Source organism: Telluribacter sp. (genome assembly GCF_035998675.1).
GTDB lineage: Bacteria > Bacteroidota > Bacteroidia > Cytophagales > Spirosomataceae > Telluribacter.
This window is the reverse complement of the sequence record NZ_DASYHI010000023.1, coordinates 195,588-217,360: the sequence shown is the minus strand read 5'-3', so window position 1 is coordinate 217,360 and position 21,773 is coordinate 195,588. Positions and strand designations below refer to the sequence as shown.

At 50.5% G+C, this 21,773-nt stretch carries 13 protein-coding genes; 6 read left to right on the top strand and 7 right to left on the bottom strand.

Annotation, left to right across the window (positions count from 1 at the left end; genetic code table 11):
* From VGN67_RS21685 to VGN67_RS21665, 5 genes are all read left to right on the top strand, one after another.
* Positions 1–2,191: beta-N-acetylhexosaminidase (locus VGN67_RS21685; protein WP_327489077.1), on the top strand; the 2,191-nt coding region annotated here is incomplete at its 5' end.
* 305 nt (positions 2,192–2,496) lie between these two features.
* Positions 2,497–3,369, top strand: coding sequence for an ROK family protein (locus VGN67_RS21680; protein WP_327489075.1), 873 nt, complete (start codon positions 2,497–2,499; stop codon positions 3,367–3,369).
* Between the two features lie 119 nt (positions 3,370–3,488).
* On the top strand, positions 3,489–4,739 hold the full coding sequence (locus tag VGN67_RS21675; RefSeq protein ID WP_327489073.1) for an MFS transporter: 1,251 nt from the start codon (positions 3,489–3,491) through the stop codon (positions 4,737–4,739).
* A 43-nt stretch (positions 4,740–4,782) separates the two neighbouring features.
* Complete coding sequence (locus VGN67_RS21670) at positions 4,783–5,946, top strand: DNA-binding transcriptional regulator (protein WP_327489071.1); 1,164 nt, start codon at positions 4,783–4,785, stop codon at positions 5,944–5,946.
* Between the two features lie 53 nt (positions 5,947–5,999).
* On the top strand, positions 6,000–6,701 hold the full coding sequence (locus VGN67_RS21665; RefSeq protein ID WP_327489069.1) for a DUF1080 domain-containing protein: 702 nt from the start codon (positions 6,000–6,002) through the stop codon (positions 6,699–6,701).
* A gap of 40 nt (positions 6,702–6,741) precedes the next feature.
* On the opposite strand, the gene VGN67_RS21660 is transcribed toward VGN67_RS21665, so the two are convergent.
* Complete coding sequence (locus VGN67_RS21660; RefSeq protein WP_327489067.1) at positions 6,742–9,429, bottom strand: glycosyl hydrolase 2 galactose-binding domain-containing protein; 2,688 nt, start codon at positions 9,427–9,429, stop codon at positions 6,742–6,744.
* A 49-nt stretch (positions 9,430–9,478) separates the two neighbouring features.
* Positions 9,479–10,708 (bottom strand): DegT/DnrJ/EryC1/StrS family aminotransferase, encoded by a 1,230-nt coding sequence (locus VGN67_RS21655; RefSeq protein WP_327489065.1) that lies wholly within the window; start codon positions 10,706–10,708, stop codon positions 9,479–9,481.
* Between the two features lie 208 nt (positions 10,709–10,916).
* Here VGN67_RS21655 and VGN67_RS21650 point away from each other — a divergent pair, with 208 nt between their 5' ends.
* The gene (locus VGN67_RS21650) at positions 10,917–12,227 is read left to right on the top strand and encodes a hypothetical protein (RefSeq protein WP_327489063.1); all 1,311 of its coding nucleotides are present in this window, start codon (positions 10,917–10,919) and stop codon (positions 12,225–12,227) included.
* 13 nt (positions 12,228–12,240) lie between these two features.
* Here VGN67_RS21650 and VGN67_RS21645 read toward each other — a convergent pair whose 3' ends face one another.
* From VGN67_RS21645 to VGN67_RS21625, 5 genes are all read right to left on the bottom strand, one after another.
* Complete coding sequence (locus VGN67_RS21645) at positions 12,241–13,590, bottom strand: metallophosphoesterase family protein (protein WP_327489061.1); 1,350 nt, start codon at positions 13,588–13,590, stop codon at positions 12,241–12,243.
* Between the two features lie 108 nt (positions 13,591–13,698).
* Complete coding sequence (locus tag VGN67_RS21640; protein WP_327489059.1) at positions 13,699–15,387, bottom strand: SusD/RagB family nutrient-binding outer membrane lipoprotein; 1,689 nt, start codon at positions 15,385–15,387, stop codon at positions 13,699–13,701.
* Positions 15,388–15,418: 31 nt separating this feature from the next.
* The gene (locus tag VGN67_RS21635; protein WP_414717357.1) at positions 15,419–18,694 is read right to left on the bottom strand and encodes a SusC/RagA family TonB-linked outer membrane protein; all 3,276 of its coding nucleotides are present in this window, start codon (positions 18,692–18,694) and stop codon (positions 15,419–15,421) included.
* Between the two features lie 295 nt (positions 18,695–18,989).
* A complete protein-coding gene (locus VGN67_RS21630; RefSeq protein WP_327489057.1) occupies positions 18,990–20,348 on the bottom strand; it encodes a PhoPQ-activated pathogenicity-related family protein in 1,359 nt (452 codons plus the stop codon).
* A gap of 34 nt (positions 20,349–20,382) precedes the next feature.
* Positions 20,383–21,669 carry a hypothetical protein gene (locus VGN67_RS21625; RefSeq protein ID WP_327489055.1) on the bottom strand — a complete coding sequence of 429 codons (1,287 nt, stop codon included), beginning with the start codon at positions 21,667–21,669 and terminating at the stop codon, positions 20,383–20,385.
* Positions 21,670–21,773 lie beyond the last annotated feature (104 nt).

Here is a 21,773-nt window from a genome sequence, read left to right as displayed (position 1 = left end):
TGGGAAAAAGGAGCAAATCGTGCAGGTGGATGATTATTCCATCCGGCCCTTTACCCGAACCGAACAGGTACGCCGCAGCGTGGATGATGAGGAGCCGCTGCCTTCGCCGGCGCAAACCTACCGCGACAACCTGGGCATGAGCCTGCTGCCCGCTGACTCGCTTTTACCCATTATTCCGTCGCCGGTGCGGGTGGTGCAGGGTACCCGCACTTTTCCCCTGGACCGACGGTTGACCATTCACTACGAAAAGGATTTCGAAAGCGAAGCTCGGTTTCTGCGCGACAAACTACGTTCGGTTACCGGTGCCAATTTTCGGCTGAGTGATACCCAACCCGTAGCCCAAACTGGTATCTACCTCCGGTCGGGAGAGGTTCTCATCAACGGGAGAAAGGAGGAAGCTTACCGCTTACAGATTGGTGAGTCCGGAATCTCCATTACGGCCAATGATCCGGCGGGGGCATTTTACGGCGTTCAAAGCCTCCTCGCCCTGATACCCAATGAACATATCCGGGACGATACCCGGCCCATTCCCCTGAAATTTGTACGGGTAGAGGATGTTCCCCGCTTCCCTTTTCGTAGCCTGCATCTGGATGTGAGCCGTAATTTTCAGACCAAAGAGTCCATTCTTCGGGTCTTGGATTTACTGGCTTTTTACAAAATCAATCACTTCCTGTTTTATACCACCGAAGACGAAGGCTGGCGGCTTGAGATAGATGGTTTGCCCGAATTGACCGAGGTAGGCGCCCAGCGGAAACATACGGCCGACTGGCGGGACCCGGTCCTGCACCCGGCCTACGGCTCGGGACCTTTTGCCAATGAGCAAGGCAGGTATGGCGGCGGGTACTACAGTCGCCAGGATTTTGTTGAAATATTGAAATACGCCCGGGAGCGGCATATCAAAGTAATACCGGAGCTTAATTTTCCGGGACACGCTCGGGCTGCCATCAAGGCCATGGAGGCCCGGTACCACCGGCTGATGAAGGCCGGAAACGAGCAGGAGGCAAATGAGTACCGGCTGGTTGATCCGGAAGACCAATCGGAGTACCTATCGGCGCAGGGCTACAAGGATAACGTGGTAAACGTGGCGAGTGAGTCAACCTACCGGTTTTACGAAAAAGTAGTGGACGAAATCGCGGAGATGTACCAGGAAGCCGGACTTAAGATGGATGTGATCCACGCCGGGGGTGATGAGGTACCCGAAGGAGCCTGGACCCGGTCACCCCAGGCCAGCCAGCTCCTGAAACAGCTACCGGATATCAAAGATCCCAAAAACCTACAGACGCATTTTTTTCGGGAGTTGCTCAAAAGACTGGAAAAACGTAACCTGACCGTGCATGTATGGGAGGAGGCAGTCCTCAGGAAGGAGCCGGATGGTACCATGGCACCCAATGCCGAGTTTGTGGGGCGCAAGGTAGTACCCTACATCTGGAACAACATGTTCGACTACCCGGACCTGGGCTACCGCCTGGCTAATGCCGGGTACCAGGTGGTGCTTTGTAATGTTTCCAACTTCTACTTTGACCTGGCTTATTCCAACGATCCCCGTGAGCCGGGACTGTACTGGGCCGGATTTGTCGATACCCGCAAGGCCTGGACCTTTGCCCCTTATGAAATGTACAAAACTACCTTCACTACCAACATGGGTAAACCGCTCAATACGGCCCAGGTACCTCCGGGCTGGACCAGCCTTAAACCCGAAGCCCGGAAGAATATAATCGGCCTGGAAGCACAGCTGTGGAGTGAAACCATAAAGGGGCGGGAGATGATGGAGTACTACCTGTTACCAAAGCTCCTGGGCTTTGCCGAAAGCGCCTGGTCTCCGGAAAAAGATTGGGAAACCAGTATAAGTCCCCGTGTACGGGAGCAGAAAATACAGAAGCAGTGGACAATTTTTGCCAATACAGTTGCCCAAAAAGAACTGCCCCGGCTGAGCCGGTTCAACGGGGGGTATACTTACTGGTTGCCCCAGCCGGGAGCGGTCGTAGAAGGAGGGGTACTTAGGGCGAATGTTGCCTTTCCGGGGCTGATTATCAGGTATACTACCGATGGTACTGAGCCTACCGTCGAATCGGTCCGTTACGCGGAACCAGTAAAAGTAGCAGGTACCATAAAATTGAAAAGTTTTGATGCCGCGGGCAAATCCAGCCGGACGGCGGTAGTACCGGCCAAAGAAATCCTCACCAACCGATAGTACATTCCTTTTGCTTTTGGGTATACCTACTAAAAAACGGGTACTCAGCTACGAAGCTGGAGGAAGGGAAAACCTAAATCAGGATTCAGGGTAAAATTCAAAAGGGTCAAAATGGCCTGTTTGGATTGTACAAGTACTTAGTGGCTGGATTTCTGTATAAGCCATTCAGTATTAGTAGTCTGCGATTGTGACTGAAAGGATGCAAATTCGGAAAGAACAATTTTGACAAATATGAAATCCCGGAAGTACATCTATCGAAAACTTTGAAGGAACTAATACAACGGCATTAACCAATATATTCAGATATGACCATAGGTGTAGACGTAGGGGGAACAAACATCCGGGCAGGTATCGAGATAGGAGGCTCACTATCCCGACACAGCAGCGTAACCTTACAGAACAAAGACTCACTGTCGGCAACCTTAAACCAGCTTATTGAACTGATCCGGCCCCTGACGGAGTTTCCGGTGACGGGAATTGGTATTGGAGTACCTTCGGTGGTCGATATTTCTCAGGGCATTGTTTATAACGTCGTCAATATTCCATCCTGGGAAAAAGTAGAACTCAAGGACATTCTGGAAGAGGAGTTTGGCCTACCGGTGTACATCAATAACGATGTAAACTGCTTTACCCTGGGCGAACACCGCTTTGGGCTGGCCAAAGGGTATAGTTCAGTAGTAGGAATTGCCATGGGAACCGGCCTGGGCTCGGGACTGATTACCAACAACGAGCTATACATGGGCCATAATTGTGGCGCCGGGGAAATTGGGATGCTGCCCTACCTGGACAACAACATAGAGTACTATGTTTGTAGTGGTTTCTTTGAAAACACCTATGGCACAACGGCGCTGGAAACGTACCAGGCCGCCTTGCGCGGTAACCGGAAGGCATTTGAAATCTGGGATGAATTTGGTAAGCACCTCGGCTTCGCCGTAAAAACCATTCTCTATACTTACGATCCGGAAATAATTGTTTTAGGTGGTTCCATCGCCAAAGGCTACGAATTTTTCCGGTATTCCATGCTGCGCAGCCTGGACGATTTCGCCTATCCGCAGTCTCTAAAGAAATTGAAAATTGTACCTTCCCAAAACGACGGAATTACCCTGCTGGGAGCCGCTGCGCTGGTTCATCAGCAAATAGGCCAACCTATAAAGGTCAAGGCAGAGTCAAGTACCTGAGTTTTTTGGAAACCAGATAATCCTGCTACTTTCTCAGGTCTACATGTAAATTGCAGCTCCAGCCCTATTTTTACAAAAGATTCAACCCAAACCCTTCTTTATCACTTTTAAATGTTCACATGAAAAGGAACTCCCTGCTTGTCGGATTAATATTCATCATATTCTTTGTCATTTCCTTTTTAAGTAACATTTTAGGTCCCATTATTCCGGATATTGTCGATAGTTTTCAACTGAGTATCGGTTTAGCCGGGTTCCTGCCTTTTGCCTTCTTTGTCGCCTACGGCCTCATGTCCATTCCATCGGGTATTCTGGTGGAAAAGTACCGGGAGAAAAAAATTCTTTTTTGGGCGTTCGTGCTGGCTTTTGCCGGGGCCCTGCTTTTTGCCCTGGTACCTGGTTTCCGGGTCGCGCTGTTTTCGCTCTTCCTCATTGGTGTTGGTATGGCCATGCTACAGGTCGTGATCAATCCCTTGCTACGGGTCGCGGGAGGAGAGGAGCATTTCGCATTTAACTCGGTATTGGCGCAGCTATTTTTTGGTGCTGCTTCTTTTCTCAGCCCTTTGTTGTACAGCTACCTGGTGCGTAATGTACACTCAGAAAATAGGTCTTCTCTCATCAGCCTGTTCAACCAATTGGTACCGGCTGACCTTAAGTGGGTGTCGCTCTATTGGGTATTTGCGCTGGTAGCGTTTCTGATGGTGGTAGTTATAAAGCTGGTGAAGTTCCCGGTGGTGGATCTTCGGGACGATGAACGAATGGGTACCGGCGAGGCCTTCCGGGAGTTGTTGTCCAACCGGATGGTACTGTTCTTCTTTCTGGGAATTTTCTCCTACGTGGGTACCGAGCAGGGCATTGCCAACTGGACTTCCCAGTTTTTGCAAACCTACCACGGGGTAGATCCGGCAACTACCGGTGCCAGCGTTATGTCCTACTTCTGGGGGCTGCTCACCATTGGCTGCGTGCTGGGGCTGGTACTTCTTAAATTCATTGACAGCCGACGAGTACTTATGTTTTTTACCGCTGGTGCGGTGCTGGCGCTGCTCGTGGCCTTGTTTGGTTCCAGGGATGCGGCCATTTATGCCTTCCCCATCACCGGTTTTTTTGCCTCGGTCATGTGGTCCATAATTGTCTCGCTAGCTCTGAATTCGGTGCCCCACCACCACGGTACCTTCTCCGGAATTTTGTGCTCGGGTATTGCCGGTGGAGCCATAGTTCCCCTCATCATCGGGGGACTGGGCGAACTGGTCGGTCTTAGGATGGCCATGTTGTTTAATCTGGTAACGCTGGGTTATATTCTGAGCATCGGGTTCTGGGCCAAACCCCTGATCAATAACGCTACGGTAAGTAGTTTTAAAGACCTTTTTAAGTAGAAAAATTCTTCCTGGTTATTTAGTATGCAAATAGCTTTGAAGCATGTACAAGATTATACTGCTTATTGATTTTGCGGAAGAATACAGTAAGGAGCTCCTGAAAGGAATTAGTAAGTACTCCAGTGAGTACGGTCCCTGGATCTTTTGCCGGATGCCCCTTTTTCACCGCGAAACGCTTGGTATAGACGGTATTCTGCACTGGGCCCTTGAGTGGGAAGCCGACGGTATCATCGGGCAGCTCTACAACGATAAAGATATTCAAAACTTCGTACAGGCGGGAATACCGGTAATTGCGCAGGATTTTAAGGAACGCTTTACCGATATTCCCAACATAACAGGTGCCTACCACGAAACTGGAGTTATGGCGGCAGACTACTTTCTGAAGAAGGGTTTTACCAATTTTGCCTACTACGGTTTTAGTGATATTGTATGGTCAAGGGAACGGTCGGAGGGGTTTGAGAGCCGGATACAACGAGCCGGGTACCAGGTACATTATTTTGAAAACCGGATGGACCGCTCGAGTGAGCTGTGGTACTACAAGCCCAGTTCACTGGGTCAATGGCTGAAATCGCTACCCAAGCCGGTCGCCCTCATGGCCTGCGACGATAATCAGGGACAGCATATCACCGAAGCCTGCCGGCTTTCAGGCATCAGAATCCCCGAGGAGGTTGCAGTACTGGGGGTAGACAATGACGTCATGCTTTGTGAACTGTCGGACCCGCCGCTGTCCAGTATTGGTCTGGATGCCGAAAAGGGTGGTTACGACGCCGCCCGATTGCTCGATTACATGATTCGAAACGGCATATCGGAGTACCAGGATATAGTCGTAAAACCCACGCAGGTAATAACACGGCAGTCAACCGACATTTACGCGACCCATGACCACCACATTGCGTCATCGTTGAAGTACATTCACCAGAATATTGAGAAAAATCTCAACGTAGATGACGTAGTAAAACAAGTACCTCTTTCCCGGCGTTCTCTCGAAAAGCGGTTTCAGGATATTACGGGTTACCCCATTTATAAGTACATCTTTAATCTCCGGATTGAGAAATTCACGCAGAAATTGCTGGACACGGATCAAACAGTTTTTGAAATTGCGTTGGATATGGGCCTCAACGACAGCAAGAATATCGCCCGGCAATTCAGGCAGGTAAAGGGCTGTAATCCCATTGAGTACCGTAACAAGTACCTGGCCGGGAAGTAGTTTCCGAGCTCACATTTTTCGAAGTACCTAATATAACCTTAGACCCCAAATCAATGCAACCATTTATTGCCTGTCTGGCGCTACTCAGCATCCTGTTACCTTCTCCCGCGGCAGTACCGCCTTCGGAAATCCTCCAGGAGAAATGGACCTGGCTTTTTGACGGAAAAAACACCGACCAGTGGGTCAGTACCCGGTACAGACAATTTCCGGAGCAGGGCTGGGTTGTGGCTGACAATACCCTGACCGTCAATAAGGGCGGAGATAAATCAAAGCGCGGCGGTGATATTATTTCCAAAAAGCAATACGCTGATTTTGACCTCCAGTTTGAGTTCAAGCTGGCACCGGGTGCTAATACGGGATTAAAATATGCGGTCAGGAAATACCCGGATGGGGCCTTACTGGGGCCCGAGTACCAGCTCATTGACGATACAGGAAATAAGGATATTGCCAACGACAAAGATGATAAACGCCGAACCGCCAGCCTGTACGAAATGGTGGCGCCTTCGTCCCGGAAACTGAAACCAGCGGGCCAGTGGAACACGGGAAGAATAGTGGTAAAGGGAAATGAGGTTGAGCACTGGCTAAATGGTACCAAAGTGGTGGAGTACCAGCGGGGAAGTGCCCAATTTATGAAAGCAAAAGCGGGAAGTAAGTTCAAAGATGTAGAAGGTTTTGGAATGGGGGAGGGGTACCTGCTCCTGCAGGACCACGGCGACGAAGCCTCCTTCCGGAATATCAAAATACGGGAGCTGTAGTCGCAGACTATTCTTTTTTTACTGCGAAGTACCTTTCCATTTACAGGAGTAGGGGCTTCTGCAGGTTGTATCCTTTGACCCGGACCGCCAGCCCCTTTTGATCTGTGTTCTTTGAGCTGCACCGTACCGTCAGGGTTTTGCTTTCACCGGGTAGTAGTGACACGTAATTATCCGACCAGAAAACGGGTAGTACCGCCGAACCGTCCGGCCCCTGAGCCAGTTCAAGTTCCACAAAGAAGGCCACCTTATCCGAAGGATTCTTTAGCGTGACAGCTACTTCGTATTCGTCCTCGTGTCGGACAACTTTCTTTTCGGCCTGTACTGGTACCCGTGGTAAAGTATTCAGGGCCGTGAAGTCAGCGTATTGTTTCTGTGGGGTATAGTACCAGAAGTACTTCGACCAGTCTAGCAGGTCGGGTCGGGAAGCCAGCCAATAGAAGTTTTCGGCTACTGCATTACCGGCTTCGTCCTTTAATTTCAAATCCAGAAAGTACACTTGCTGCGCACCGGTGAGAGCGGGAAGCTGCATTAGCTCAAGTACCTTATTTTCGCCAACCCGAAGTACCGTGTCCTTTCTCATGACCACCCTGGATTGCTGGTCCAATAGCTGGATCTCCGCTCTAAAATTCGAAATAGGCTCGCGGGTGTCATTGCTTACGTGAATGGTGTGGTGGTGGTAGTCATAAATCAGGTTACGGGGTTGTCCAGCTTTTTTGGTACCGTAGTAGGCGCCCGTGGGCATGAGGTAGTAGTCGTAAAGCTGCCAGTAAAACTCCGGCCAGGGTGAGTTAAGCATCCACTGTACTACTCCGGTAGCGGCAGGCCGATTGACCACAAAAGCCTCGAACATAGGCCGAATGGCTTCGTAGTTCATCAGCTGCGCTTTCAGGGCTAATTCTTCCAGGTTTTTGGGGGTACCGTACTTGTTGTTCAGGGCGGTTAGGTACACCCCTATACTGTTAAAGTCCTTCCGGCCCGAGTGGTAATTCCACTGACTATTGTCGGGTGGCCACAGGTCGGCCTCGGGTATCATTTTCCGGATACTTTCGAGCGGAGGTACCTGCGGGCCGGGTCCGGTTTCGGAGTTAAACCCAAAGGCACCACCCAGTTTTTTATCTTCGTACCAGTACACGGGCGGAACGTACTCGTAGGGGCCGTTCATCTTCATGCCGGAACTACCCGTTACTTCACTTTTAAAATCTCCCGCTGACACCAGGAACGGTCGGGTAGGGTCGTATTTTCTTAGCGTTTCGAGGTACCTCTTTTCCAGGCCGGGTTTGGGCATGGCGTCGCTGCCACCCGCCCAGGTGAAGATGCTCGGATGATTGCGCAACCACTTGACCTGGTCCCGGAAGTAGTCAGACAGGAGGGTTTCTTCGGACGGAGTCAGTTTTACCGCGTATAGGTCCACCCCTTCGTTAATGGGCAGGTTTTCGTCACCGGGCTTTATGTTGAGTTCCAGACCGAGGTAATCGGGCCATTCCCACTGACAGCTCCAGCCCACCATCAGCAGGATTCCGTTTTCGTCGCAGAGGTCATAAATATGTTGGTTGTTGCCCCAAAATCCTTCAAAGCGCAGGGAGTTCAGGTTCATTTCTTTGACGTAGCGAATCTGGGCGGCATCTTTTTCGGGCATATAGCGCAGAAAAAGGTCATCAACCCAACCTCCGCTTTTTATGAGTACTTCCCGGCCGTTTACTTTATAGCCTCTTACGCCTTTGTCGTTCAGGTAGGTTTCTATTTTCCGGATACCAAATCGGGTTTGATGCTGGTCCAGGAGGGTACCTTCCTCCGATAGTTCAAGCTGAATGGTATACAGTTCGGGGTTACCCAGTCCGTTGGGCCACCAGAGCCGGGGATTATTGATCCGGAGCTGCTCAAATTCTTCCGGACTAAACCCGACTTCGGTTTTTTGGTGGGGGGCCAGGGTAACTTCTTTTTGGAGGGTACTATTCTCCAGAGTACCTTTCACGACTACCGTTCTGGCAGCATCGCTATGGTTGATGAGTTCGGTACTTACTGTCAGCGTAGCTTCCGTTAGTTTTTGTGGGTCCAGATCCGATTGGACAAAAGGAGTAGTCATGGAAACCTTGCCGGTTCGTTTCAGGCGAATTTCCCGGTAAATACCCATGTAGTGGTCGGGTGGGGTAGGGGCCCAGTCCACAAAGCCCATGTAAAAATCGCGCACCTGCGGCGGATATACCTTCACCAGCAGCGTGTTCTTTCCCGTTTTGGTAACCCCGCTTATATCTAGTTCAAATTGACGAAAAGCGCCATAAAGTGAATCCTGAGAGGCAATCTGCTGACCATTGAGCCAGAAGTCAGCTCGGTAATTGATACCGTCCACGAGCAGGCGTAGCTGCTCCTGGTCGTAGTTAAATCCATCCACCTCAAAGGTTGTCCGAAACCACCAGGGGTTTTCAAAGGGTGCGCGGGGAATGGCTTCCAGATTTTTACCAAAGAAAGGGTCTTTGTGGATTCCCGCCTCCACGAGTGCACCCAGGACCGTGGTCGGAACGGCGGCTTTAACCCAATTAGCAGGGGAGAAATTGTCGGCAGAAAGTTGTTGTACGCTTTCATTCACCTCTTTTGTGGAGGCAATCGTCCAGTTTTCGCTCAGGGTCCGTTCTTCTACCCGGACTCCGCTCGTGCATCCGGAAAGAAATAGGGACACCAAAAGCGCAAAGGAAAGAAGTAAGTTGGTTAAGAAGGGTTTATGGCTAATCATGGGGGTAGTTAAAACTAAAAAATAGGGTCATTAAACCAATAAAGAATAGTCAGGAAACAGAGCGTTGGATTTTGACAATGGCCCGGGCAAAGGCCTCCATGTCCTCACGGGTACCCAACATCGCGTGCTGAAGTATCCAGACCGCCTCTTCTTGGCAGGCCCGCTCGGCTACCGGGCAGTGTACCTGGGTATAGTCAACGGTCTCGGGAATGGCGTAGCACATAAAGTTTTTTTGTTGAAACAGGGGCTGCCGGTACAAAGGGTGCGGGTAGCCCCGGAAACAAGGTACTCCTTCGGCCGCCAGCATGTCAACGAACCGGTTCTTGGGAACACCACCGAACTTTGACGAACTATATTTGAAAATATACAGGTGGTAAGAGTGTAAGGTTTCGCCCAAACCACGCTCCAGGGGAGTAATGCCTTCAATGGGTTGAAGCAGGTCGTTGAGGTACAGCCCGTTTCTATTCCTAAGTTGGGTTTGCTCCTCCAGCCGTTTGAGTTGCCGGGAAAGAAGTACCGCCTGCATTTGGGTAATGCGGTAGTTGCAACCCGGGTAATAATGGTCATACCACTGCCCTCCTTCAATTCTCCCTACATTACGCAGCGAATCCATCTGCCGGTACAGTGCCTCGTCGTTGGTTACGACTATGCCGCCCTCGCCGCTGGTGAGGTTCTTGGAGGACTGAAAGCTAAAACTGCCCACATCCCCGATTGAGCCCAGCTTCCGACCCTGATATTCCGCTCCGTGGGCGTGGGCCGCATCTTCAATGACCCGCAGGTTATGTCGGCGCGCAAGGGCCATGATTGCATCCATATCGCAGGCCTGTCCTCCAAAATGGACGGGAATAATGACCCGCGTTCTTTCGGTTATGGCTGCTTCAATGGCCTTGGGGTCAATATTATAGGTAGCCGGATCAATGTCCACGAAAACCGGAACGCAGTTTGCCTCAATCACCGTGGACGCCGTGGCAATGAAAGTATAAGGTGGTACAATCACTTCATCACCCGGCTTTACTCCGCAGGCTATCAGCGCCAGTCGCAGCGACACGGAGCCATTGACACAACTGACGGCGTATCTGGTCCCACAGTAGGCCGCAAAGGCTTGTTCAAAGGCTTCTACTTCCCCTTTGCAGTCGGGATTGCCCCAGGCCCCGCTTTGCACGACCTGGGTTACCGCCTGTACGTCACTTTCATCAAAAACAGGCCAGGGAAAATGGGTGGTTACTGTCTTCGCCCCGCCATGAATAGCCAGAGGAACCAGGTCCGTTTGAGGATTCATAAATCTGATTTCTTTTTACTAAAAGTAAGAAGTTCGTGGACAATACTACTCCTTTTAAGTACTTGGAATTTTGCGATTCAGGCTATTTTAGGAGGAAAGATTTAAAGGAATAGCCTGTTTGATAGCGAGGTAAGTAGTATGGTGGATAGCCCGCAATCACTATTCCTAAACCTTCCTCCAACTAAAAATCGGATAAACCTCTTCTGTCATGAAAAGTAAACTACCCCTGTCGGCTATGGTACTGGCAGGTTTATCATTGGGTACGGCCTGGGCCATCCGGGGACAGTTCGGTCACGAGCAGGGCGCGGCCTGGGCGGGAGCAATTGGTTCTCTTAGTGTGCTGCTACTGGCCAGGCGGCAGGACTGGTACAACCGGGCCTTCAAAGCAACCCTTGCCGGTGCTTTGGGTTGGGGAATTGGCGGCATTATGAGTTACGGTATAATAGTTGGCTACGGGCGGGACGCAGAGTTTGTAAACGTGTACTATGGGTTCCTGATGCTTTTTGTGATTGGCGGCTTGTACGGCTTTCTGGGAGGCGGTTTATTTGGACTTGCCCTGTCCGACGGAACGAGGGGAAGAGGAGTAAGCTGGTCCAGCCTTATAGTGGAGATGACAGTCGGGGCACTCCTGTTCTACTTTTTCCTGATTGAACAATTTGGCTGGCTCATGACACCTCCGCGTTCGGAACTGTGGGCGGCCTGTATGGGAGCAGCGGCCGCCTTAACCTGGTACCTGGTACGCAATCGGTACTATGCGGCCCTGCGCGTGGCGGTATTTGCGGGGCTGGGCGGAGGTTTCGGTTTTGCCTTCGGGAATTTTCTGCAGGTACTGGGGCAGGTTTCGGGTATTGAATTCAACTTCTGGAACTTAATGGAGTACTCCCTTGGATTTTTTGGCGGAGCCGGAATGGCCTACGGTACTTTCACCTCACTTTGGGAAGAGCCGGAAGGTGAAGCCACCCGAAACGGTACTTTGTTCCCCCTGCTACTACTAGCCGTGGTAATCCCGTTTATCGTATGGGATCAATCCTTTGGTATCGAGCGCCTCACCGAAACTTTTGTTACTATCGGAGGTTCCGAAACGATTGTAGGGCTGGTGCAATGGGTAACCCTTTTGTTAATTTTGGTTCTGGCTGTTTTCTGGATAAATAAGTACTACTGGTCCAGGCCTTTGGGTACGGTGGTGTACAGTCATTCAGCGATTAAGGCCTTTTTTCTGGGGCACTTCGTCCTGTATATCGTGTTCAGCCTCCTGATAACGGGGGCTTTCTTAAGTACCTACCGGATTGAGCAATACCTGTACCTCCTGAATTTTGGGGTCATCCTGCTCATGATAAATAAAGTAGAGGCTAATTTTTCGGAAAACGGACTTCACCCCAAAAAGTGGGGCATCGGGTTGGTCACGGTGGGGCTTGTGGTAGCCCTGCTGGCCTTTATTGCCATCAATACCCACGATGAACTACCCAATGCTCACAAACGATTCGGCCAGCATTCGGCCGATCCCAAGGCGGGTACTTAGTTAGCTTCCAGACTCACCTTTTCTCGGGAGTATTGGGAATTTTATCAATCAGTTTATTGGGCTTTCCCTCCTTTTTTTCCAGGATAAACGAATCATACAGTTCTCCCTTGGCGGTATAGGCGTGATAAAGGAGCTGGTTATCCTGAATGGTAATTATTTGGAACATCTGACTATTGCCGGCCTTCCGGAACATCCAGGGGTCTTCGGACAGGTCATACATCTTGGGCCCCGAAACGGACACGACATACATGGTACCCGAGGTTTGAGCCCGCAGGTTCTGACCGCTGGGCAAATTGCTTACCATGCCCCGGCCGTACGCATGGTCGTGTCCCTGCAGGACAATGTCCACCTTATGTTTATCCAGAATCGGCTTGAACCGTGACCGGAGTTCTTCGTTATCCCGATTGGCCTTGGTAGAATAAAAGGGGTAATGGATGGTCAGTACTGTCCACTTACGCGGGTCATTAACCAGAATAGAATCCAGCCACCGGGCTTGCTTTTCGGCGAAGTAGGGCGACTCGTCGATCTGCTCAGCATCCAGCGAAATTACCTTCATGTCATGGTAGTTGAGTTGATAGCAGGTTTCTTCCAGGCCACCGGGGCCGTTCATGGGTAAATTGTACTGGGGGCGCCAGTGGGGTGAAAGCTTTACGTTCCGATATTCGTGGTTACCGGGGGTCATGACGCTGGGTACCGAGGCGTGAATGAAAGAACCGGCCTGAAACCATTCACCCCATTCAATGTCGTGGTCGTGGCGGTTAATGAGGTCGCCGGCGTGCAGCATGAAATCCACCGAAGGCATTTTTTTATACGCTTCCCGAATTACCCGCGACCAGTGCGACTTTACATCGTTCTGGGCATCGCCAAAGTACAGAAAGGAAAGGGCGCGGCCTTTTTTGTTATCCGGCATCTGAAACTGAAACCACTCACTCCACTGGTTCTCACTGCCGACGCGGTACACATACACCTGACCGGGCGACAGACCATCCATAACGGCGGAGTGGTAATGGGCGCTTACGACGGGTTCCTTATCGTGCATTACCCGCAGGTACTCCATTTTTGCGGTAATCTTTCTGAGCTCTTTGGTAAACTGGGTACCATCCGTAGCCAGCGCTACTTCTACAATCCCCTGCCGAATGGTCGTATCCGTTCGCCAGTTGACTGCCACCGAAGTTTCTGGATTAGCCGTCAGATTCAAAATGATCCGGTCGGGAACGGGTGAGGGGAACATCAGTTTTACGTCCAGATCTAACTCCCGGGCCCGGTCCAAATCCTGAGGGGAAGCAGCGGTTTGGGCCATCCCAAAAAGGGGCGTAAGCAGGCTGGCAAAACAAAGTAGAAGGGAGGTAGTTGACCAACGCATAGTGTAAATTTTAACCACGGATAATAATTGAGCAGGTATTTAAAAAGGTAGGGGCGGAATCCACATTCCGCCCCCGGGATAATCATTAAATGGATCTAAAAGAACTGACTACCAGGGTTTACCGGTACCCTGCACAATCCACGGTTTAGACCATTGGCTGTTTTTGCCCCTCAGTTTTGAATGTGGAGTTGCTTCGAGCAGGTTTATGGCCTGGTCAATGTTGGACGCATTAAAGTTCATCTCATTATCTCCATAGATAAAACGCAGGGGCAGAACCGGCTCTGCGGAGGCTTCGCCGGCTTTCAAGGATGGTAAGCCCGTTCTACGATAGTCAAACCAGGCTTCGGTTGCAGCAGTCCAGCTGGCTATCCATTTCTGCTCTATAACCTGCGCCAGCGTATTATTAAAAGCCACGCCCGGTTTGGTAATAAAAGTTGCATACTGACCGCCTACACCCCAGGTTTCCAGCGAGTTTTTGATACCGTTATTGTAGTGCGATTCGGCACTTCCTACCGACCAGCCTTTCAGCGCCGCTTCGGCCAGGATAAAGGCCGCTTCGGCCGAGGAAGCCAGTCTGGCCTTCAACAAGCCTCCGCTGCTACCCCGGTACACATCCGATAGTTGCGAAACGTGTTGGTTTTGGACCGTCTGACCCGGGGTTGGATTGTTGTTAAAGTAGTCAGGTTGTATTAATCCGGCAGGTACACCTACGTACTCGCTGGTATTGAGGGTACCTGTGTACAAGGTTGGGTTAAAATGCCGGGTAAACTTATGGCCCTTCTTTTTCTCGGCGTTAAGCACCACATCGGTCAGGTACTTTACACCCTGCTGTATTACGCCGTCCTTCCGGATAAACTGGTCCACCGCCGTAGGCAGGGTAGGGTCGGCCACCCATTGAACATGGACCGGCGCAAGCCATACTTTAAGGCGGGGATCTTCGGTTTTAAGCAGGCTGGTCACCAGTGCTTCGGCCGGTTTTTTTCTTCTGAAATTGGATTGCTCCTGGTCAAAAGCCGTTGCTCCCGGCCATGAATTGGCAGAGGTAGCACCTATATAGTTCATAACGGCATCATCAGTCGGGCTTTTCATGTATACCCCGGAACTATAAATGCTTTCAATTCCAGCCTTAGCTTCGGCGGGCATTTTGGCCGAAACCCGCATGTAGTACCGCAGCAGCAATGTATTGGCAAATTTCTGCCATTGCTGGGCATTGCCGTTGTAATAGACGTCGTACCCGGCAATGTAGCCGGTGTTATCACCCGTTGCGAATAACGCCGAAGCCGCCTTGAGGTCCTGAATAACTCCTTTATAAATAACCTCCTGACTGTCAAACTTTGGCTTCAATAATGCGTCCGATTCGTCGCCCCGAACCCCTTCGGTATAGGGAGCGTCGCCCCACAGGTCAGTGATCGTCCCATAAAGGAATGAACGCATGGTAAGGGCTACGCCCTGATGAAATTTGTAGTCCAGCGCTACGGCCCGGCGGTACAGGAACTCGTTGTTACGGAGTATACCATACCATCCGCTCCAGTCCTGCGGTCCCCAGTTGTAGTGATTGACGCCATCAAACCAGCCGTCGTGCTGGATGTGCTGCACTACCCCGCCAATATCCCCGTAACCCAGTTCCAGGTAGTTTCTGGCGGCAGCGGACATTACCTCGGGCATTACCATGTTGGGATTGGCCGTGGCCGGGTCAATCCCGTTCGGATTCTCATTTATTTCTGAGAGCTTGTCGCTGCACGAAGAGGCAACTACTACAGAAAGCGCCAGAAGTGATTTTGAAATTATTTTTAACATATTCATTGTTTCAGGATTTTAATGTTGTGAATTACAAATTGAAGCTCAATTTAAATCCAACCGGAATCATCCAGGGCATCACGTTCTGTAATTCGATTCCCTGACGGAAACGTCCGTTGTCTGCCTGGAAGGCCCGCTCAGGGTCAATACCAATTTGGGCGGCGGTCCAGAGAATCAGGTTGCGGCTAAACACTGAGATATTGGCATTACGGAAGCCACCCAGATTTGGAAGGTTGTATCCGAATGACAGCTCTCTCAGCTTTACAAAGGAAGCATCAAAAGTGATTTGCTGGTTAAAACTCCAGGCATAAGTATTAGAAATCGGGTAGATGTTGGTACCTGGCCCTCCCAAATGTTCCTTGTAGGTACCATCAGCCTGAAGAATAACGCCCGGTACAAAGGCACCGTCGCCATCAGGCCCTAAGCCACCACTGGCAGCGGTGTAGCCACCTACGCGGGGGAAGTTTCCGTTTTGAGGAATGATGTATTTTTCCGGATCAGATTTTAATAAGGCGGCCAGTTCTGCTTCGGACAGATTACCCGGAATCAGGTTATTAATTTGCCGCTGCGACTTCCAGTCAGACTCTCCGTACCGATAGGTATACGACTGGAAGTTACCACCCATTCTCCAGTCAAAGCTAGCGGTAACATTGAAGCGTTTGTAGGAGAGGGAGGTCTGCATTCCCATGATAAATTTAGGATTGAAATTACCCACCTTCACGCGGGCATCACGATCATTAACGGCAATCCAACTTCCGTTATTACTCAGGATGGGCCAGCGGTAGTAGGGCGAACTGGGGTCTTTCACATGCGCGAATCCGCGGCTGTAAATATTACCAATTTCTTCACCTACGTAGGTAAATGCACCTCCGTTGTTATCATCCCACAGCTGGTAAAACTCCATTCCGGGGGCCAGTTGCTTAATAGTAGTGCGGTTCCGGGTAAAGTTCATGTTAATATCCAGGTTCCAGCCGTTTTTGTCCCGGATTGGCGTACCACCCAGGTTTAACTCCCAGCCGCGGCTCGCCAGCAATCCGGCATTGATTAGCTTGCTGTTAAAGCCCGAAGAACCGGCCGTGGTTATGCCCAGGATCTGGTTTTTATTTTCAACGTAGTAGTAGGTACCTTCAAAACGCAGGCGATTCTCAAACAGATTAAGGTCAATTCCTACTTCCTGAGAAGTCGCGATTTCTGGTTTCAGGTTGGAGTTGAGCAGTGTATTGGGTACCCCCGTGGTAATCTGGGTACCCCAGGCTCCGGTTTGTAAGGTCGGGGTAAGCCGGTAAGGATCGGTATCATTACCAACCTGCGCCCAACCCGCTCTGAATTTGAGCAGGGAAATACTGGCCGGGAGGTTAAATGTATAATTAGCCAGCCAGCTCAGGGAGGCCGACGGATAAAAATAGGAGCGGTTGGAAGCGGGCAGGGTACTTGACCAGTCGTTCCGGGCGGTCAGGTCCAGATACAGCATATTCCGGAAGCCGATGGAAGCCATACCATAGGCGCTGTAAATCGCTTTCTGACTGGCAAAATTACTGACCGACAAGGCTCCCATGGGAATATTAGCCACCCGATAAAGACCAGGTACCGTGAGGGTACTTCCGCCAAAGTTTGAGTCTTTATAGCGCTGATTCATGATATTACCACCACCCGACACGCTGATATCAAAATCACTCGCTTTGGTTGTGTACGTTACCAGAAAGTCGGAGTTGGTTTCTTGCCTGGAAAGATCCTGCATATAGTACCCCCCGTTTCTCACGCGGCTGTAACTCCAGGGTATCTTGGTTTCGCGGCTTTCCATGAATACATCGTGCGAAACGCGGGCAAAAGCGGTAAGCTGAGGAAGTATGGTCCAGTCCAACTTTATGTTGCCATACGCGCGGTCGCGGTTAAAGCCGTTGTTAATTCCGTAGGCCAGGAAGTAAGGGTTGTTATCGTTGGTTGGAGAGCGTTGCTTAATATGCTCAGCTCCCGGCAGCCAGTACTCTTTCAATTCCCGGATATCGACGTGCGACCACTGGTAAACGGCTTCCAGTGGGTTGGCGCCCCGGTTGGCCGTAGAAGGACGGTTGTCTGACTGAGACCGTACAAAATTCAGGTTAGTGTTCAGCTTCAGATTTTTATGAATCTCGTAGGTACCCGTAGCTGACAAACCATTCCGGCTCAGATCCGAATTCGGGATTGGGCCGTTGTTCTTCATCAGGTTGTAGGAAATCCGGTAGGTGGCTTTATCGCTGGAACCCGATATGGCCAGGTTGTTGGTGGACGTAATACCTGTTTCCAGGAAATTCTTCATATTGTCCGGGTAGGAGCGCAGTTCGGTCGGTATTTTGTTGCCGTTGGCATCCAAAGGGCTATTCCATTGCACGGCAGTAATACCTTTGTCCAGCTCGGGACCAGCCCAGTAAGCCGAGGTTTCATCCAGGCGTGCGTTCCGGTTACCATTTGCGTATTTATAGTGGAAGTCCAGGTAGCGGTAAGGCTTTTCAAAGACGTTACTGGTAGAGAAGGAAACCCCAAATCCTCTTCCTTTTTTACCTGACTTAGTCGTAATCAGAATAACCCCGTTACCGGCCCGCGAGCCGTAAAGCGCCGCGGCACTCGGCCCTTTCAGCACCGATACACTTTCAATGTCTTCGGGGTTAATATCCGAAATGGCATTACCGTAGTCAACATTATTCCGGTCGCCCATTTGGCGCAGGTTGTTCAGGCTGTTGGCAACGGGTACGCCGTCAATTACAAACAACGGCTGGTTGTCGCTGCTGAGGGAGGTAGCCCCCCGGATAATAACACTTACCGAAGAACCCGGCCCACTCGTCTGGTTAATCTGGACACCGGCCACCCGACCTGATAGGGCATTCAGGACGTTTTCCTGGGGCACATTGGTAAGCTCCTGGCCAGCAACCGTACCTACTGAGTACCCAAGCGACCTTTTTTCCCTTTGGATACCCAGCGCGGTAACCACTACCTCCTGGAGATTTTCTGCGCTCGGTGTTACGCTAACATCAATAGTGCTTCGGCCGTTCACCGGTACTTCTTCTACATTGTAACCCACAAAAGAAAAAACCAGTACGGGATTGTTTCCACTTACTTCAATAGAATAATCACCCGAGGCATTGGTACTGGTTCCCTTTTGAGTACCTTTTAATACCACGTTGATTCCGGGCATACCGGTGCCGTCTTCCCTGGAAGTTACCTTTCCGGTGACGACTCTTGTTTGCGCCCAGGCTGCTGATACACTCAGCACCACGGCCAGCGTCATCAGGAGTAAATGCCGGACTGTTCGATTAATAGAGTTATAATTCATAGCTTTTGTTTAGTGAAGTTGTCATGATAACTATATAGTTAAATGGAATGAATTTGGTGTGTGGGTACCTCTGAATCCCCCGTTTGGTCAGGAAGTGTTCTGATACAGGAACATAGCGGTCTGAGTTTTGAAAATCAGTTGTTTAAGAGGATACTTCCAAAGTAGGAAAATGGACTAGTCTGTTCAAAATTAATTAATGATTATCTTACGTAACAATTACTTAAAAACGGGGAGTACCTATCCAATTTGGATAAGTACTCCCCGTTACCGGCACACCTGAAATTTCCTTTTTATATTAAATTACCTTTTTCGGGTCAGTCAGAAAGGCGCGGGTGCTGACGGTATAGGTACCACCAGCTGGACTTTTGTATTTTAAATCTACATAAAAAGCGCGATACCCGTTTTCCGGATAAGCTTGCTCTATCTGTAAGGGAGCGTTGTTTCCGGCTCCCAAACTTTGGGAAGTCCAGGTTTCATTCCGGAAATCCCTGTCGGTAGAGTTGGCCGACCACACAAGTACCTCGACCAGATCTTTTTTATCAGCCTTAATGTCCAGGGTAATTCCATTTTTACCGGATGCGGTCTTCCAGGTAGCTACCGGATAGTTTTTATTTTGCAGCGTAGTACCAAAAAAAGCGCTGAGTGCTTCAAATGCCTGCTTTCCTCCGCCCAAATCGTGCCCGGCGTTAGGTACGTAATGAATCATGTTCTTACCCGGAATGTCGTCGTAGTAATGCTTGATGGCATCAATGGTCCAGTACTCGTCGTTGGTACCCATAAAAATCAGCTTGGGCATGGTAAGTTTGGCGCGGTAGGAGTAGGGGTCAATCATGGTATTGATGGCCCGGCCCTGCTCTGTTTTGGCACTCTGCGGAATCCCCAGCTTTACATAATCGTCAATTTGTTCGCTGTAAGTACCATAAGTAGTGAGCTGGTATTCCAGGTTTACGGGCATATTCAGTACATCAATTACCATGGGCGCGATGGCCTTTACCCGGTTGTCGTCCACCGCTCCCGATAGCCAGGTAGTCCAGCCGCGCTTGGAAGCACCCGAAATGACAAACCGGTTCAGGTCATGTTTCAGGGTTTGCTTTGAAAACTGCTGAACGGCGTCCATGGCCCGCACCGCACTTTTTACCATGGGAAAAAGCAACGGCCAGCTATAATCCCCGTCCTGCTTGAACTGGTGCAGCGTGTAGGAAATAAGAGCATCTTCGGTCAGGTCACCATATAGGGGCTGATTGGGAGTTTGTTTTAAAAGGGCTACAATAGCCTTATTATCAGAAGCAATTTTGGCCAGCGGGGCCCACATCTTATCCTGCTTACTCCAGTTGGGTTCTTCGTTTTTATTAGAACCCCCGGTAACAAAAAGCAACGCTCCGTCAAAGTTATTTTCTTTCGGTACCAGAATCGTCAACTGATGCTTCCAGGTAATATTCCGCCATTTCTGGGAAGTTACCAGCAGATTATAACCCGTTACCTCTCCGGCGGCAAACTGGTCCTTAAGCTCCCATTTAAACGAGTTGTCCCCGTTGTTCAGGTAGCTTTTCAGGGCCGTTTCGGGGGTAACCCAACTCTGCGCCAGCGCGGACAGCCGGAGTAGTACTAAAAACAGAAAACTTAAAATAGAAATGTCTTTGGATTTCATTTTCATACAAATAGTTATTCGTGGTTGTAAACTAGGGTACTTATTTTTTGCTGATTCCGGCTGGTACCGGGGCCGGACTTTCCCGAATGATTTTCAGAGCCTGTTCCATGTACACTTCACCGGTCATTTCACCCAGGCTAGTCTTACTAATATAATCATACCGTTTGAAACTATTGTAGTCGACCTTGGTCAGCATGTACCCGAAGGCGTCGTTGGTGAGGCCAAACAAAAACGGGTACCTGGTGGGCATATTCCGCTTGAGGTAGTAGCCAATATTGGGCAAAGCTTCGCCGGGGATGGTCAGGATTTGAGCGGGACCAATGTTGAGCAGATTGAGTTGCGTAACAGCCTTATCAGTGGTAGACATTTCGTACTTCAGGGGAGAATTTTTGAGGATATACTTCATGATGTCCGACTCAATCGGGAATTCAATTTTTCGGGCCGAGTTGTAAACGGCCGGATCTGGAAGTACCTCCGCATCACTGACAATACGCAGGGCTTCGTCGGCCAGTAGCTCACCAATGCGGATACACTCCTCCCAGGTATTGGCCTCGGTGCCGCCCTCCCGGCGGGTATCGGCCGTTACCATACCACCTTGCGCGCCGTTCATGAACATGGCTACGCCACCTGCCTGCTTTTCAATACGGTCATACAACGGGCCGCACAAATCCGGACTCAGAATTCCCCGACCCGCCCCTATAACTTCGGGATGTACCGCGTAGTTGACAAGGGTCGCAATGGTCTTCCCTTTTCGGGTACCTTCCCTGACCACCGCCTGCAGTACTCCACAGCGGGGGTCGTAGAGTTCGGGGGCGTAGTAGTTGTAGGCAATTTTTCCTTTAGCTTCACCCATCGCCACTTTCAAAGCGGCGGGTTCCAGTTTAGCTACGGCTTCGTTGATGGCCTCGGCGACCTGCTTCACGCACCAGTTCAGGTACTTGAGGTCCGCGAGCGATTTGCCCTGCTCATCCGGGAAACCGTAGGCGTCGGGTCCGCTGTGGGTGTGGGTAGCGCCAATGAGAATATTTTCCGGGGCAATACCTTTCACCAAAGCCCGTGACTGATTCCCCAGGGCCGAAGGCCAACCCAGGTTATCAATGCCGACGATAGCAATGCGGGTACCTCCGTTTTCCAGGACCAGAGCGCGAACGAACAGGTCACCCTTTTTTTCTTTAGAAGGACGAGGGGTACCTATACCGCCGGAAACCGGCAGCAGTGGGTCCGGGGTAATGACGCGGACGGCAGCTCCGGCCCGGAAGTTCTGGGTGTAGCCGTTGAATTGAACCGTGAGGAGAAGCAGCAGGAAAACGAAAGGTGCCTTTTTCATGGAAAAGCCTCTTAAGAGATGGAAGTTCAGAAAAGTAAAAAGATCAGCGGGCTACGTGTATTACCCGCTGATCCTGAATTATTATTGGCAGGCACTATTACCAG